Source organism: Arthrobacter sp. Soil764, assembly GCF_001428075.1.
In the GTDB taxonomy this organism is placed as follows: domain Bacteria; phylum Actinomycetota; class Actinomycetes; order Actinomycetales; family Micrococcaceae; genus Arthrobacter.
Genome location: NZ_LMSI01000007.1, coordinates 35,409 through 50,948, shown reverse-complemented (window position 1 = coordinate 50,948; position 15,540 = coordinate 35,409). Strand labels below are relative to the sequence as shown.

The window sequence follows — 15,540 nt, the reverse complement described above, 5'->3', positions numbered from 1 at the left end:
CCCTGCCGTTAGTCTTAGAGGGTGACTGAGCTATCTGCAAAACCCGCCTTTTCGCTGTCCAGCACCGCCCAGAGCGGAGCCGCCAACTATCCCGGACTGGACCACTGGCGGGACCTTCCCATCTCCCAGCAGCCAAGCTGGCAGGACCGGGATGTTTTCGAGGCGTCGGTAAAGGAACTGTCCGCCCTTCCGCCGCTGGTGTTCGCCGGCGAAGTGGACGTCCTGCGTGAACGCCTGGCTGCTGCTGCCCAGGGCAAGGCGTTCCTGCTGCAGGGCGGTGACTGCGCCGAAACCTTCGAGGCCGCGACGGCTGACAAGATCAGCGCCCGCGTCAAGACCATCCTCCAGATGGCGGTGGTGCTCACCTACGGCGCAGCGATGCCCGTCATCAAGATGGGCCGGATGGCGGGACAGTTCGCCAAGCCCCGCTCCTCCAATGACGAAACCCGTGACGGGGTTACCCTGCCCGCCTACCGCGGCGACATCGTCAACGGCTACGATTTCACCCCCGAGTCACGCGGGCACGACGCCTCCAGGATGCTGCGCGCCTACCACACCTCCGCGTCCACGCTGAATCTGATCCGGGCCTTCACTCAGGGTGGCTTCGCGGACCTGCGCTCTGTGCACCAGTGGAACAAGGGCTTCACCGAAAACCCTGCCCACGCCCGCTACGAGTCCCTGGCGCGGGACATCGACCGGGCCATCAAGTTCATGGCGTCCTGCGGTGCCGACTTCGAAGCGCTCAAGCGGGTGGAGTTCTTCGCAAGCCACGAGGCCCTGCTGCTCGATTACGAACGCGCCCTTACCCGCATCGACTCCCGCACCGGCTTCCCCTATGACACTTCCGCGCACTTCCTCTGGATCGGGGAGCGCACCCGCGAGCTGGACCACGCCCACGTCGATTTCCTGTCCCGGGTGCGCAACCCCATCGGCGTCAAGCTCGGGCCGTCCACCACCGGTGACGACGCCCTCCGCCTCATCGACAAGCTGGACCCGGAGCGCGAACCCGGCCGGCTCACTTTCATCACCCGCATGGGCGCCGGAAACATCCGCGAAAAGCTGCCGGCCGTCGTCGAAAAGGTCACCGCTTCCGGCGCCCAGGTCCTCTGGGTCACGGACCCCATGCACGGCAACACCGTCACGTCGCCCAACGGGTACAAGACGCGCAATTTCGACGACGTCATTGACGAGGTGCGCGGCTTCTTCGAGGTGCACCACGGGCTGGGGACGGTGCCGGGTGGACTGCACGTCGAAATGACCGGCGACGACGTCGCCGAGTGCCTGGGCGGCGCGGACCCGATCGACCAGGAGGCCTTCCTGGACCGCTACGAGTCGGTCTGCGATCCCCGCCTGAACCACATGCAGTCGCTTGAGATGGCGTTCCTGGTGGCCGGCGCCCTCGCCAAGCATTAGGGATCAGAGCAACACACCGGAAAAGGGTGGGCCGGCGGCGCCGGCCCACCCTTTCCTGCAGGACGCGGGGCTACACCACGGTGATGGTGATGACGGAGCCTTCCGGGACTTCTTTGTTCACCGGCGACTGGTCCCGGACCGTGCCGAAGAAGCCGCCCAGGATGTTGTTAACCCGCACCTCGAAGCCCAGGGCTTCCAGCGCCTTGCGGGCCTCACCTGCCTGCTTGCCGATGTAGCTCGGAACCGCCACCATCCTGGGGCCCTTGGAAACGGTCAAAGTGACAGTGCCGCCACGGGTCAGTGTCCCGCTGGCAGGGGACTGGCTGACGACGGCGCCCGCCGGGATCTTCCGGTCGAATACCTTCTCCGGGTCGACTTCTGCCGTAAGCCCTGCCGCCTTGACCGCGGCCACGGCGTCATCAGCGGACTTCCCGACCACCGAAGGGACCGGGATGGGCTGCGGACCCTTGGAAACAACAATCGCCACGGGCGTGCCGTGCCGTGCAGGCGTGCCGGCAGCAGGATCCTGCGACAGCACCGTGCCCGCTGCTGCCTTTTCATCGAACTGTTCCGTGACAGTGCCTAATGCCATCTGGTCCGCGTTGAGGGAGTTCTTCGCCTCTGCCAGAGTTCCGCCGGTCAGTTTGGGCAAGGGGAAGAGCTGCGGACCCTTTGAAACCAGCAGTGAGACGGGCTGAAACTTCCGGATCTCCGTCCCGGCAGCGGGCTCCGTGCCTACCACCAGTCCTGTGGGCACCTGGTCGTCGAACACGTCGCTCGTGGTGGACCGGAAGCCCACCCCGCCCAGCAACTGCTGGGCCTGCGCCACCGTCTTGTTGGCCACGGCCGGTACAGCGGCAGCAGCCCCCGGGCCCATTCCGAAGAACCACCCGGCACCCGTGGCCAGGAGGGCAGCGATGATGAGGACCAGGACCCACAGGACGCCACGGCGGCGGGGATTTCCTTCGTGCAGCGTACGCGCCGGCGTGGCAGCGGCCAGGGCGCGGAGTTTCTCGCTTTCCCTGTCCGCCCGGCGCTGGGCCCGCTTTCCCTGCCGCGGCGGCGGGGGAGACCATCCGCTGTCGGCATCGTCGTCGTCGGGCAGCGCCAGCCCGGGACGCTGGTGGTAGTCCCCCGGGGCGGCAGGTCCCGCCGCTCCCGGCCGGGCCGGTACGCCTGGCTGCCGTCCGGGTGGATAGGCAGGCGCGGCAGGCCGGGAGGGAGGCATCAGCGTCGTGGGATTGCTGCGGCGGGCCAGGACCTCCGTTTGGTGTTGGGACCCGGCGGCAGAGGCGGCAGGAGGCTGCAGGTCCAGTTCGGCATCGGTGAGGTTGGTCCGGATGTGGCGCAGTTCCTGCAGCAGCGCGTTGCCGTCCACCGGCCGTTTCTCCGGATCATTGGCAGTACACCACTGCACCAGTTCGTCCACTTCCGCCGCCAGCCCAGGCACAAGGGCCGACGGCGGGCCCACTGTTCCGTTGACATGCTGGTAGGCCACCTGGATGGGCACTTCGCCCTCGAACGGCTGCCTGCCGGTCAGCATCTCGTACAGCATGATGCCCACGGAATAGACGTCGCTGCGCTCGTCCGCCGGCTTGCCCAGCACCAGTTCCGGCGAGATGTAGGCAACGGTTCCGATCAATGCCCCGGTGCTGGTTGAACTGGTGACGGCGCGGGCCAGGCCAAAGTCGCCGATCTTGATCCTGCCGTCATCGGCGATCAGGACGTTTTCGGGCTTCACGTCACGGTGGATGAAACCCGCGGCGTGCGCTGCACCCAGCCCCTCCACCACTGGATCGATCAGCGCCAGCGCCAGCCGTGGCGGCAGGGCACCCCTGTCCCTGAGGACGTCCCTCAGCGTGTGGCCCTTGATGTACTCCATGACGAGGTAGGCGGCGGTGCCGTCATTGCCCTGGTCCAGGACACCCACCACGTGCGGATGGGACAACCGGGCGGCAGCCTTCGCCTCCCGGCCCAGCCGGTCCAGGAAGTTTTCGTCAGCAGCGAGGTGGGGGTGCAGGACCTTCAATGCCACTTCGCGGTCCAGCCGTTGGTCCACGGCCAGGTAGACAGTGGACATGCCGCCGCGGGCAAGCCGGGAGGTGACTGCATAGCGGTTGTCCACCAGCGTCCCTGCAACTGGGTCTGACACGTGTTCCTGCACCTTACGATCCTAATCCCGCAGCAAAACGGCGTCCGACACGAAAGCGGGTCCGAACCGGTAACGGTTCGGACCCGCGCGCAGGAACCGGCCAGTGGCGAGGCTCAGCGGAAGTTCTTCTGGTGCGCCTTGATGGCGGCGAGGTAGGCCTTGGTGTCGTCGTACATGCCGTACTTGCTCACCGAGTACTGGCCCTGGTAGTAACCCGCAATAGCAGTGTCCTGGTCCTTGCTGGTTGCCAGCAGCTGCCGGATGATGGCCACGCCGGCTGTGGCGTTGTCGTACGGGTCCAGGAGGTTCAGCTTCCGTCCCACCAGGTCCGACGCCCACTGCCCGGAACTGGGGATGACCTGCATGGTGCCGATGGCGTTGGCCGGTGACACGGCGCGCTGGTTGAAACCCGATTCCTGGAAGGCGAAGGCAAGGGCCAGGGAAGGATCAACACCCATCCGGCGTGCGGTGTCGGCCACGATGTTCTTCATTTCCTCCCGCGAGGGAACAGGCGAGGCATTCAGCAATGCCTTATTCTCATTCGCCGAGCTGACCACAGCGGCCGGGTAGCTGAAGCCAAGGAAGGAGCTGGGGACCAGGGGCGCGGCGGGAGCCTGCGGCGCCGCGGGTGCCGGCTGGGGAGCGGGCTGGGCGGAGGCGCCGGGAATCACCAGCTTGCTGCCGGGGTAGATGATGCTGGTCATGCCCAGCTTGTTCGCGGAGAGCAGGTCGGCGAGCTTCACTCCGTTCCGGGAAGCAATTGCCGAGAGCGTGTCGCCGGCTTTGATGGTGTAGGAACCCGCTGCCGGTGCTGAGGTGGCTGCCAGCGGTGCCGGTGCGGCAGGGGCGGGGGCGGCCGGGGCAGGGGCGGGGTCTCCGCCGCCCACCTTGATCTTCTGCCCCGGGTAAATGATCGAGCGCATGGAGAGGTTGTTCCAGGCGAAGACGTCGGAAAGCGCCACGTTGTGCTTTGCCGCTATGGCACCCAGGGTGTCGCCCGGTTTCACCGTGTAAGTTGCCCCGCCTGCAGGGGAAGGAGCTGCCGGGGCAGCCGCCGGTGCAGGAGCGACCGCAGGTGCGGCCGGTTGGGCCGAGCCGGACAGCTTGAGCTTCTGGCCCGGGTAAATGATGGTGTTGGCCTGCAGGTTGTTGAGCTTGAGGATTTCCCCGGTGTCCAAGCCGAAGCGGCCGGCGATGGCGCTGACTGTGTCACCCCGGACAATCGTGTACTCCGCCGGGGCGGCCGGCTGCGCGGGCTTGAAGGCCGCCGGAATGGTGGTGGAGACAACAGCAGCGGGGATGACTGCTCCGGCCGCTTTTGCTGCAGCCTGGGCCTTCATTGCTGCTGCCAGGCTGCTGGGGATATTCCGGGCCGGCTGCTGTGCGGCAGCAGGCTGGGCAAGGGCCAATGATGACAGTACGACCGCTGGCAGTGCCGCAGTGGTGGCGGCAATCATGGGCAGACTCGGCTTGGGGGGCTGCTTGGGCGAGCGGGACATCGTCATCGGAAGGAATCCTCTTCTCAACTGCGGGTGCGGACGCGGGCGGGGATGCCGCTGTCAATCTTGATACTACTGTGACTTAAGTTATTAGTGTTACAACTGTGATGAATGTGAATCTCTCACGAATTTTGGATTAGCACAACAATTTTCGGATTCCGCGTAATGCCCTCTTTATGGGAGTGTCCGCAGGCCAAGAGCGGAATGATTTGCCCGGACTAGGCGCGAAGGCGCGCCGCGTGGCAACCTTGATCCGTGAATAACGTAGAAAACCTGGTGGGCCAGTGGTTGCCGCTGCCCGACGTAGCCCGTTTATTGGATGTTTCCGTCACCAAGGTCCACAGCCTGATCGACGAACACGCCCTCGCGGCATTGCGCGTTGGAGACCGGAAGATCCGGTCGGTTCCCGCGGAATTTATCCAGGACGGCCAGGTGGTGGACAGCCTTAAGGGGACCATCGTGGTGCTGGCAGATGCCGGTTATTCGGACGAGGACCTTATTGTGTGGCTTTTTACCGCCGACGAGTCGCTTCGCGGCCGCCCTATCGATGCCCTGCGGGAAGGCCGCAAGACCGAAATCAGGCGCAGGGCCCAGACCTTGGCCTGGTAGCCGCCGGGATCAGGAGGCTCGGCTGACGGTCGCTTCAGCCAGCCTCCGCAGGGCAGTCTTAGGCAATTCTTCCAACTCAAGCCCGTCCAGGGCATCAAATGCTGCCGCGCCGAATTCGTTAATTAGGACTTCGGTGGCCTGCAGTGCCCCTGAGTCCTCGATAATCCGGCGGATTTCGACGATGTCGGATTCGGACAGGTCCGGCCTGCCGAGGCTGGCATCAATGAAGGCGGACTCTTCCGGCGAAGCCTGGTCCAGTGCGAGGGCCACCAGAACGGTCCGCTTCCCTTCACGCAAATCGTCGCCGGCCGGCTTGCCTGTAGTGAGCGGATCTCCAAATACCCCCAGGACGTCGTCGCGGAGCTGGAACGCTTCGCCGAGGGGGAGGGCGAATGAGGAGTAGCCGCGGAGCAGGTCATTGGACGCTCCGGCCAGGGCTCCGCCCAATGCCAGTGGGTGCTCCGTGGAGTACTTGGCGCTCTTGAACCTGATGATGGACTGCGCCCTGCCGACGGCACCCGCGCGGTCCCGGACTGGACCGGCCACTTCTTCCAGGATGTCCAGGTACTGACCGGCCATGACCTCGGCGCGCATCAGGTTGAAGATCAGCCTGGCCCTGCTTCCGGATGCCGCCCGCTCGCCGATATCGGTGAACGCCTCTTCGCTGAAGGACAGGCAAAGGTCACCCGCCAGGATGGCGGCCGCCTGGCCAAACCGTTCGCTGTCCAGTGCCCACCCCTGGGAAGTGTGCAGCTGGCTGAAGCGGCGGTGAACGCTGGGGCCTCCCCGCCGGGTGTCCGAACGGTCGATGATGTCGTCGTGGATCAGGGCGGCGGCCTGGAACAGCTCAAGCGCTGCACCGGCCGTGACCACCTGGCTGGCCCCGGCCTCACCGCCGGCGCCCCGCCAGCCCCAGTAGCACATCAGGGCACGCAGGCGCTTGCCGCCCGTCACCAAGTTCGAGATTGAGCCCATGATGGGCTCAATGTCCGGGGAAATGCCGGACATGACCGACTGTCGTGCCGTGAGGAAACTGGTCAGCTCGCCGGCAACCCCCGCAACGAAATCAGCCTGTTCATTCCGCAACTGCTCCGCGGCGGTCACTTGGCTGACTCGACTGCCACGTTGGCACCGATGGTGAAAGTGGAAACACCGGCGGCCTCGACCACGGAGAGGTTGACGGTCTCGTTGTCACCGCGGACGAAATCCTTCGAAGCGACTGCGCCCACTTTGTCGCCGGGAACGGCCTTGAAACCCTGGCCTTCCAGAGTCTTTGAATAGAAGTCCAGGACGGAGGCCGTGGGGGCCTTGACGCTCCCCACCATTGCGGCTGTTGCAGGCGCTTTAGCTTTGTCAAAGCTGCTGGATACCACGGTCGCCCCCGGCATCAGGGGCAGGAGTTGCTGAGGGAACCCTTCCACCACGGCTCCGACTGTTGCGGAGGTGTTGGGCGACGGCGACGGGCTGGGGGAGGCGGTCAGGGTGGATTGGGTGGCAGTAACGGACGTGGAGGGATTTGGCTCTGCCTGTCCGGACGGGGTCTGGCTGCATGCCGCCAGGGTCAGTGCCCCGATGGCGGCAAGTGCGGCCAGGCCGGCCGGCTTGAAGTTTCCAATAGCCGTCACAGAGACTTTCCTCCTGGTGTTGTTGGCGGAACCAGCCTCCAGTTTAGCCAGCCTGACCTGCGGTCCTGACAAACCGGGCAGTCCCGGCGAACCGATAGGATTGGATCTGTGGGGCCCGCAGGTATGAACCAGCCATCCGCCGCGCGCCCTCCGGGCCGCAGGCCCACGTGCATCATGCATGTGGACATGGATGCTTTCTTCGTTTCGGTGGAGCTCCGGACGCGCCCGGAGCTCCGCGGCAAGCCCGTCATTGTCGGCTTCCCCGGGGAGCGTTCGGTGGTCCTCTCGGGGTCCTACGAGGCCCGCGCCTTTGGCGTCAAATCGGCAATGCCCATGGCTGTGGCAATGCGGATGTGCCCACAGGCGGTGGTCATTGAACCCCGGCACAAGCTGTACTACGAGGTGTCCGGGCAACTGATGGCCATCTTTGAGTCCGTTACCGGCCTCGTCGAGCCGCTCAGCGTTGACGAGGCTTTCCTTGACGTTACCGGAGCACTGCGGCGTCTGGGGCCGCCCAGGGGAATCGGTGAGCTCATCCGCCGGCGGGTGGCAGCTGAACTTGGCATTACCGCATCGGTGGGGATCGCGGAAACCAAGTTCGTGGCGAAGATCGCCTCCACGCGGTGCAAGCCCGACGGCCTGCTGCTCATCGGCCCGGACGAAACCGTTCCATACCTTCACAGCCTCCCGGTAGGTGCCCTCTGGGGCGTTGGCGCCAAGACCGGGGAGGTTCTCGCGAAGATGGGGATCAGGACTGTGGCGGACGTGGCGGCGACCCCCGTGTCCTCCTTGAAAAAGGTCCTTGGCGCCACCGGCGAACACGTGCACCAGCTTGCCTGGGGAATCGATCCCCGTCCCGTTACCCCGGTGCGCCTGGAAAAGAGCATTGGTGCCGAAGAGACCTTTGCGGTGGACACCACTGATGATGCCCTCCTTCGCCGGGAACTGCTGCGGCTCTCCCACCGCACCGCCACCCGCCTCCGGAGCTCCGGAATGGTGGCCCGGACCGTAGCGCTGAAGCTGCGTTTCGCCGACTTTTCCACCATCACGCGCAGCAGGACGGTCCAGACGCCGGTGGATAGTGCCCAGCTGGTCTATGCGGTGGCACTCCAGCTCCTGGAGTCGGTGGGGACCCGGCCCATGGCTGTGCGGCTGGTGGGGGTCAGGGCTGAGCAGCTGGAGGAAGCGGCCCGCACCTCGCTCCAGCTAAGCATTGACCGCAGGGAAGAGAACTGGCGGGCAGCTGAACAGGCACTGGACGAGGTGGCGCGCAAATTCGGCAGCAAGTCCGTCCTGCCCGCCCGCCTGATGGAGCAGGAAAACCGGCCGGTAGACGGTTCGCAGCGGCCCGCCTAAGGGGTCCGGCAAAGTCATTGCCGTCTTTCAGATCAGGCCTCAACAATCTATCCTTATAGATACATAGTTTTCGAGTGAATGGACTTACTGCCGGACCCTCTTGGACATGCTCCCGCTCCCGCGAACGCATGCTGCATTCCTGTTTTGGCCACTGTCGGCGAGGCGGGAACTTTCCAGCAACAGCAGGCGTTTCAACGGTGTAGAAGTAGTGGCTGGGATCAGCCCGGACGTTGGCCTACAAAAGGAGGTCGTGATGCCGCTGTCGGAGCACGAACAGAAGCTGCTTGAGCAGCTTGAAAAGCAGCTTCACGAGGACGACCCGAAGTTCGCGAACTCAATGGGTTCCGACCCGGGACGTTCCTGGTCCACGAGGCATGTGGTTATTGGGGTCCTCTGCGCCCTTGCCGGCGTCTTCCTGCTGCTGGTCGGTGTCACGCTCCAGAACATTTTTGTCGGCGTGCTGGGCTTCGTGGTGATGGGCGGGGGAGTCTACTTCGCCACCATGCGCAGTTCCCGCGGAACGGGCGGGGCCAAGGCCGGAGGGGGGAAACCCGGCAAGCAACGGAGTTCGTTCATGAGCAACCTTGAAGAGCGCTGGGACGAGCGCCGCCGGGGTGAGCCGTAAGCAGTAAGGACCCCGGGTGCCAGGCTCCTCCACTTCGCTCCCCTGACAGAAGGGGATGGCACGAAAAGACCCGCTACGGCGGGTCTTTTCGTGTTTAAGGGGCTATTCCAAGCCTGCCTCGTAACGCATCCATGGCAGCGGCTTGCCCACTTCATGCGAAAAGTCCTCCACTTTCCACCACCGCCCTAAATCCCCGCCATTTCGAGGGTCTTTTCCCATAGTCCGTCCCGTACACGGCACGTTCTGCGTTGACTGTGGGGGAAAGTGGAGTAATGTGGAGGACATAAGAGGGTGGTTGCAACATAGGGGATGTGCAGTTCCTGACGGCGGACAGGCGGTGGGCCAGTGTTTCTGGGCACTCACTCGCCGCGTCTGGATGAAAAGGGCCGGATCATTCTCCCCGCCAAGTTCCGTGAGGAGCTTGCCAGCGGTCTGGTGCTCACAAGGGGCCAGGAACGTTGCATCTACGTCTTCAGCGAGAAGGAATTTGCACGGGTCCACGAGCAGATGCGGGAGGCACCAATCTCCTCCAAGCAGGCGCGTGACTATATCCGCGTATTTCTCTCTGGAGCCTCGGACGAGGTACCTGACAAGCAGGGGCGCGTGACCATTCCACCGGCGCTCCGGGAGTATGCAGGACTCGGAAGGGAACTTGCCGTTATCGGCGCCGGTACCCGCGCCGAGATCTGGGACGCCCAGGCTTGGAATGAATACCTCGCGGAGAAGGAAACAGCCTTCTCCGAAACTGACGATCCCATTCCGGGCATTCTCTGAATTCCGGAGCGGGGCAGCAGGGGGTTTCTTGGATGAGATCTCCAGCCGGCCCATCGGCTGCCAACCTGGCTCACCTTCCCCGGAGCCAGGCGGGCGGAACGGTAGGCGCGGATGGGGATCTGGTCCAAGGAACAGCAGGTGACAACGATGGCGGGAAAGGACCAGGCATGACCGATCAACCCAAGCCCACGTCCGAACGCCATGTGCCGGTCCTTCGCGACCGGTGCATCAATTTGTTGGCACCGGGATTCGAAGCAGCAAGACTGCGCGGTGAGACCCCCATTGCCATTGATGCAACCCTGGGCATGGGCGGTCACTCCGAGGCAATGCTCCAGCGCTTCCCCGACCTCCACCTCATCGGCATTGACCGTGATGAGGAAGCACTGGCCCTGGCGGGAGAGCGGCTCGCTCCGTTCGCCGCGCGGACTGACCTGGTCCACGCCGTGTACGACGAAATCCAGGACGTCCTGGAAGACCTCGGTGTACCTGAAGTCCACGGAATCCTGATGGACCTGGGTGTTTCGTCCCTGCAGCTGGATGAGCGTGGGCGCGGTTTCGCCTACTCTTTTGATGCGCCTCTGGACATGCGCATGGATACCAGCCGGGGCCAGACTGCAGCGGACGTGGTCAACACTTACAGTGAAGAGGACCTGGTCCGGATCATCCGCAAATGGGGCGAGGAAAAGTTCGCTGGCCGGATCGCCAACAGGATCGTCGCGGCACGTGCCGTCAAACCATTCACCACCACGGGCGAACTGGTGGAGCAGATCCGTTTCGTGGTTCCCGCCTCCGCGGCGAAGTCCGGTGGACATCCTGCCAAGCGGACTTTCCAGGCCCTGAGGATCGAGGTCAACGAGGAACTCGACGTCCTGGAACGTGCCGTTCCCGCTGCAGTCGCTTCCCTGGCCCTCGGCGGCCGCATCGTGGTCATGTCCTACCACTCGCTGGAAGACAAGATTGTCAAAGGCGTTTTCCAGGCCCGCTCCAAGTCTTCTGCTCCGCTTGGCTTCCCCGTTGAGCTGGAAGAGCACAAACCCGAACTCAAGACCTTGACCAAGGGCACCGAGGTGCCCACCGCCGTCGAAATCGCCGAAAATCCGCGCGCTGCCTCCGCCAGGCTTCGCGCGGCAGAACGTATCAGAGCCAGGAGAGCTGCATGAGCACCGCCGCCGTCAAGAACTTTCCCGTTGTCTCCGGCAGTTCGGCGGCCGACACCAGGCGTGCGGCTGAACAGGCCGGGGGCCGGAAGGGCCGCACCCCGCTTTCCGTGGTCCGCACGGCGCCGCGAAAGCGCCGGGCGCCGTTCGTGGTCCTGTGCTTCGCCATGCTCGCAGTAGCGTTGATGGCGGTGCTGGTCCTGAATATCTCGGTGTCCACGGCGCAGTACCAGTTGGTGGAGCTGCGTGCCAAGCAGAGCACACTGACCAAGTCGAACCAGGATCTCACCCAGCAGGTGCAGAGCTTCGAGGCCCCGCAGAACCTGGCAGCCAAGGCCACCGAACTGGGAATGGTGGCATCCACCGTCAAGGGCCAAATTGACCTGTCCACGCTGTCAGTGACCGGGAAAGCGACCCCGGCGGTCAAGGGCGCAGCATCAGGAGCCGTCATTCCGTCGCCGGCAGTGGCAGGCCAGCTGATTGTGCCGCCCGCGTCCCAGAGCGCAGATTCAAAGGATGCGAACTCCAAGGATGCCAAGTCCAAGGATCCAAAGTCCAAGGATGGACAGTCCAAGGACGCGGCGGCGGATAAGGCCACGACGCCGGATGCCGGCAAGGCTCCTGCCGCCGCTCCCTCCGCGGATGCTGCCCAGGCGGCTGCCGCCCAGGCCGCCGCAGCCGCTCCGGCCCCCGAGCTTCACGGCGGCTCCGTCCCGGCACCCCAGCAGAAGGTCCCCGGACAGTAGGCCAGCAGGCAGGACAGGCAGCAGCGTCGAGCAGCAAGGAATATCACGGTGGCGGAGACGACCGGCAAGGCAGGAAAAAGCAAGGCACCGAACGCCACCAAGCGCTTGCGCCTGGGGCTGGGCGTCATGCTCACGCTCCTGCTGGTGGTGGGCGGGAAGCTCTTCCTGGTCCAGGGGCTCGACGTCGGCGGCATGGCCGAGGCGGCACTGAACAGCCGGATGACCTCGGCGATCCTTCCGGCTGAGCGGGGCAGTATCCTGGACTCCCGCGGCACCGTCCTGGCCAACAGCGTGATCCGCTACAACATCGTGGTTGACCAGCGTGTCAACACGAAAACTGAGGCCTACAAGAGGCTCGAGCCCCAGGCCGACGGCCACGACAAGCTGGTGGATGTCAGCCGCGACCAGGCAATCTCCGAACTTGCCGCCGCGCTTGGCATGGACACCAATGCCGTCCGTGACGCGGTGACAGGGGAACAGCCCTATTACATTGTGGCCAAGGACGTAAAGCCCGACGTCGAGGACCGCATTTCCAAGCTTCAGGTTCCCGGCATTGTCGCCGAGGGTGTGAGCAAACGCGTCTACCCGAACGGTGCCGTGGCAGGCGGAGTTGTCGGCTTTCTGCAGGACGGCACCACGGGCCTGGCCGGGATCGAGCAGACGCAGGACGACCAACTCAAGGGCAAGGACGGCAAGCGCCTGTTCGAGATCGGCGCGGACGGGCTCCGCATCCCGGTGGGCCTGGACGAGCTGACCCCGCCGCAGAACGGCAAGGACGTCAAGCTCACGCTCAACTCCGATCTTCAGTATTTTGCGCAGCAGGCAGTCCAGAGCCAGGCGGACAAACTCAGTGCCGAATGGGGCGTCATCATCGTGATGGACGCCAAGACCGGGAACCTGCTTGCCCTGGCCGACACCAACTCCCCGGACCCAAACAACCCCGGCCTGGTGGCAGCCAAGGACCGTGGCGTCCGGTCCGTAACCGCGGCTTATGAGCCCGGTTCGGTGGAGAAGATGATGACGGCGGCGGCCGTGATCGATGAAGGACTTGCCAGCCCCCTGGACCACTTCACCATTCCGCCCACCTACACCGTGGACGGCCAGACCTTCAGTGACGCGTTTGCCCACGGCACGGAGGAACGGACGCTGGCGGGCATCATCGGCTATTCCATGAATACCGGAACGGTCATGGCGGGGCAGCGGCTCAGCAAGGAGCAGCGGTACGACTGGCTGAAGAAGTTCGGGATCGGCGAGGCTCCGGACGTCGGGCTGCCCGCCACGGCAGCGGGCATCCTCACGCCCCCGGACCAGTGGGACGGACGCCAGCAGTACACCGTCCTGTTCGGGCAGGGCGTTTCCCAGTCCACGCTCCAGACGGTCCGTGCCTACCAGAGCATCGCCAACAACGGCGTCATGCTCCAGCCGCGGCTGATCGATTCGTACATTTCCCCTGACGGTACCGAGGAGAAAGTTCCCGCCCAGCCGTCGCGCCAAATTGTCTCCGAAGGCACGGCCCAGCAGGTCCAGGACATCCTGGAAAGCGCCGTCACCGAAGGCGAGATCAAGGACGCAGGGATCGACGGGTACCGCGTGGGAGCCAAGACCGGGACATCCGAATCACCCTGCGACGACGGCAAGTCCGGCTACTGCGGGTACACGGCCTCCATTGTGGGAATGGCGCCGATGGATGATCCGCGGTTTATTGTGGAGGTGGTCCTCCAGCGGCCGAAGGGCAGCATCTACGGCATTACCAACGGGCCGGTTTTCCGGTCCGTCATGAGCCAGGCGCTGCGGACCTACAACGTCCAGCCTTCGACCGGCCAGCCGGCCAGAATGCCGCAGTACGCCAAGTAGCCGCTGCGCCCCGCCGGAAGTACCAGCAGCATCCAGCGCCTCACAGTGCCCGGCGCGAACCATGCCGGGCACGCACTAGCACCATCGGAGATCCCTTTGTCAGAGTTCACCACGCCCGGCAGCGATACTGCGCGGGACGAAAATCCGGGCCGCTTCCGGCCCGCAGCCGTGGCGGCGGTCCCGCTGGCCGCCGTCGGGCAGGCCGTGGGCGTATCCGTACCCGCTCCAGCCGCCGACGTGGACATCACTGGCATCTCCATCAACTCACGCACGGTCGAGCCCGGCGACCTGTACGTGGCCCTGCCGGGGGCCAGCAGGCACGGCGCCGACTTCGCCACGGACGCCATCGGTGCCGGGGCTGCAGCAGTCCTCACGGACGACGCCGGCGCGCGGCTGCTCGCCCTGTCCGCGGACACGCCCGTGCCCGTGCTCGTCGTCGACAAGCCACGCAACGAGGTGGGACCCCTCTCCGCCATGATTTACCGGAGCCAGTCCGCCGACGGCCGTCCGCTGCAGCTTTTCGGCGTCACCGGGACCAACGGGAAAACCACCACCACCTACTTCATTACCTCGCTGCTGCGCGCGCTGGGGCGGCAGTCCGGCCTAATCGGCACCATCGAGATCCTGGCCGGCGGGGAGCCCATCCCCAGCCTCCTCACCACGCCGGAATCGCCGGAGGTCCACGGACTCCTCGCACTCATGCACCAGCGCGGGCTGGACGCCGCGGCCATGGAGGTGTCCTCCCATGCGATCTCGTACCAGCGGGTGGACGGCCTGGTCTTCGACGTCGCAGGGTTCACCAACCTCACCCAGGACCACCTGGACCTGCACCACACGATGGACGGGTACTTCGCCACTAAAGCAGAGCTCTTCACACCGGAGCGCGCCCGCAGGGCCGTGGTGACGGTCGACGACGAGTGGGGCCAACGCCTTGCCGGCAACAGCGAGGTGCCCATCACCACGCTCAGCACTACCGGCCGGACCACGGCGGACTGGACAGTCAGCGCTGCCTCGCCACGCGGGCTCGGCACCGACTTCACCCTTACGGGGCCCTCCGGTGCCGTCCTGAACGTCCACACCGGGCTGCCCGGCAGCTTCAACGTTGCCAACGCCGCCCTCGCGGCGCTCATGGTCCTCACGTCCGGAGTTGACGCCGCCGACCTGCAGGCCGCCCTGGACCGTGCCGATCCGTTCAGCACGGCAGTGCCGGGGCGCATGCAGCTGGTCGCCGAGCGGCCGGCCGCCGTCGTCGATTTCGCCCACAACACCGACGCCCTGGCACGGGCCCTGGAAGCAGTCCGCTCATCGGAACAGGACTCCCGCCTGATCGTTGTCTTCGGCGCCACGGGACAGCGCGACCAGGGCAAGCGCCCGGCCATGGGAGCCATCGCCGCCCGGCTTGCCGACACCGTGATCATCACCGACGACGACCCGCACGACGAGGACGCAGCAGCGATTCGGGCCGACGTGCTGGCCGGTGCGCGGGAAGCGGTGGAAAAGGAGTCCCTGGACACCGACCTGCTGGAGGTCTTTCCCCGGGACGAGGCCATCCGGCACGCCGCAGGCCTGGTACGGCCGCAGGACACTATCCTGGTGGCCGGCCGCGGCCATGAGATCTGGCAGGAAGTGAAAGGCGTGAACCTCGCGCTGGACGACAGGGTGGAACTGCGCAGCGCCTTGACAGCCAGGGGATTCAACGTTCTCCATGACGACCGGATAGAGTCCTAGAC

The 15,540-nt window shown here is 65.2% G+C and carries 12 protein-coding genes and 1 pseudogene; 9 read left to right on the top strand and 4 right to left on the bottom strand.

The window, feature by feature from the left end; genetic code table 11:
- The first annotated feature begins 21 nt into the window (after positions 1-21).
- Complete coding sequence (locus tag ASG86_RS06390) at positions 22-1,413, top strand: class II 3-deoxy-7-phosphoheptulonate synthase (protein ID WP_056331711.1); 1,392 nt, start codon at positions 22-24, stop codon at positions 1,411-1,413.
- A gap of 70 nt (positions 1,414-1,483) precedes the next feature.
- Here the strand turns inward: ASG86_RS06390 and pknB are convergent, their stop codons facing one another.
- Positions 1,484-3,577, bottom strand: a complete 2,094-nt coding sequence (pknB, locus tag ASG86_RS06385; RefSeq protein ID WP_056331709.1) for a Stk1 family PASTA domain-containing Ser/Thr kinase — start codon at positions 3,575-3,577, stop codon at positions 1,484-1,486.
- Positions 3,578-3,678: 101 nt separating this feature from the next.
- Positions 3,679-5,070, bottom strand: coding sequence for a lytic transglycosylase domain-containing protein (locus ASG86_RS06380; protein WP_056331708.1), 1,392 nt, complete (start codon positions 5,068-5,070; stop codon positions 3,679-3,681).
- A 249-nt stretch (positions 5,071-5,319) separates the two neighbouring features.
- Between ASG86_RS06380 and ASG86_RS06375 the strand changes: the two genes are divergently transcribed.
- The gene (locus ASG86_RS06375) at positions 5,320-5,673 is read left to right on the top strand and encodes an Rv2175c family DNA-binding protein (RefSeq protein ID WP_056331706.1); all 354 of its coding nucleotides are present in this window, start codon (positions 5,320-5,322) and stop codon (positions 5,671-5,673) included.
- A 9-nt stretch (positions 5,674-5,682) separates the two neighbouring features.
- Here ASG86_RS06375 and ASG86_RS06370 read toward each other — a convergent pair whose 3' ends face one another.
- Both ASG86_RS06370 and ASG86_RS06365 read right to left on the bottom strand, forming a co-directional pair.
- Complete coding sequence (locus ASG86_RS06370) at positions 5,683-6,777, bottom strand: polyprenyl synthetase family protein (RefSeq protein WP_056331704.1); 1,095 nt, start codon at positions 6,775-6,777, stop codon at positions 5,683-5,685.
- Positions 6,774-7,298: a hypothetical protein gene (locus tag ASG86_RS06365; protein WP_056331703.1), complete on the bottom strand. Its 525-nt coding sequence runs from the start codon at positions 7,296-7,298 to the stop codon at positions 6,774-6,776. The genes ASG86_RS06370 and ASG86_RS06365 overlap by 4 nt, the downstream gene beginning before the upstream one ends.
- Positions 7,299-7,421: 123 nt before the next feature.
- On the opposite strand from ASG86_RS06365, the gene dinB reads away from it, so the two are divergent.
- From dinB to ASG86_RS06330, 7 genes and pseudogenes are all read left to right on the top strand, one after another.
- The gene (dinB, locus tag ASG86_RS06360; protein WP_056331701.1) at positions 7,422-8,654 is read left to right on the top strand and encodes a DNA polymerase IV; all 1,233 of its coding nucleotides are present in this window, start codon (positions 7,422-7,424) and stop codon (positions 8,652-8,654) included.
- A 253-nt stretch (positions 8,655-8,907) separates the two neighbouring features.
- Entirely contained in the window at positions 8,908-9,279 is a 372-nt protein-coding gene (locus ASG86_RS06355) for a DUF3040 domain-containing protein (RefSeq protein WP_056331699.1), read from the top strand.
- A gap of 345 nt (positions 9,280-9,624) precedes the next feature.
- The gene (gene mraZ / locus ASG86_RS06350; protein WP_018763545.1) at positions 9,625-10,053 is read left to right on the top strand and encodes a division/cell wall cluster transcriptional repressor MraZ; all 429 of its coding nucleotides are present in this window, start codon (positions 9,625-9,627) and stop codon (positions 10,051-10,053) included.
- Positions 10,054-10,081: 28 nt separating this feature from the next.
- Positions 10,082-11,213: pseudogene (gene rsmH / locus ASG86_RS06345) on the top strand (16S rRNA (cytosine(1402)-N(4))-methyltransferase RsmH).
- On the top strand, positions 11,210-11,956 hold the full coding sequence (locus ASG86_RS06340; protein WP_056331695.1) for a hypothetical protein: 747 nt from the start codon (positions 11,210-11,212) through the stop codon (positions 11,954-11,956). The pseudogene rsmH and the gene ASG86_RS06340 overlap by 4 nt, the downstream one beginning before the upstream one ends.
- Positions 11,957-12,004: 48 nt before the next feature.
- A complete protein-coding gene (locus ASG86_RS06335; RefSeq protein WP_056331693.1) occupies positions 12,005-13,810 on the top strand; it encodes a peptidoglycan D,D-transpeptidase FtsI family protein in 1,806 nt (601 codons plus the stop codon).
- Positions 13,811-13,906: 96 nt separating this feature from the next.
- On the top strand, positions 13,907-15,538 hold the full coding sequence (locus ASG86_RS06330; protein ID WP_056331691.1) for a UDP-N-acetylmuramoyl-L-alanyl-D-glutamate--2,6-diaminopimelate ligase: 1,632 nt from the start codon (positions 13,907-13,909) through the stop codon (positions 15,536-15,538).
- Positions 15,539-15,540 lie beyond the last annotated feature (2 nt).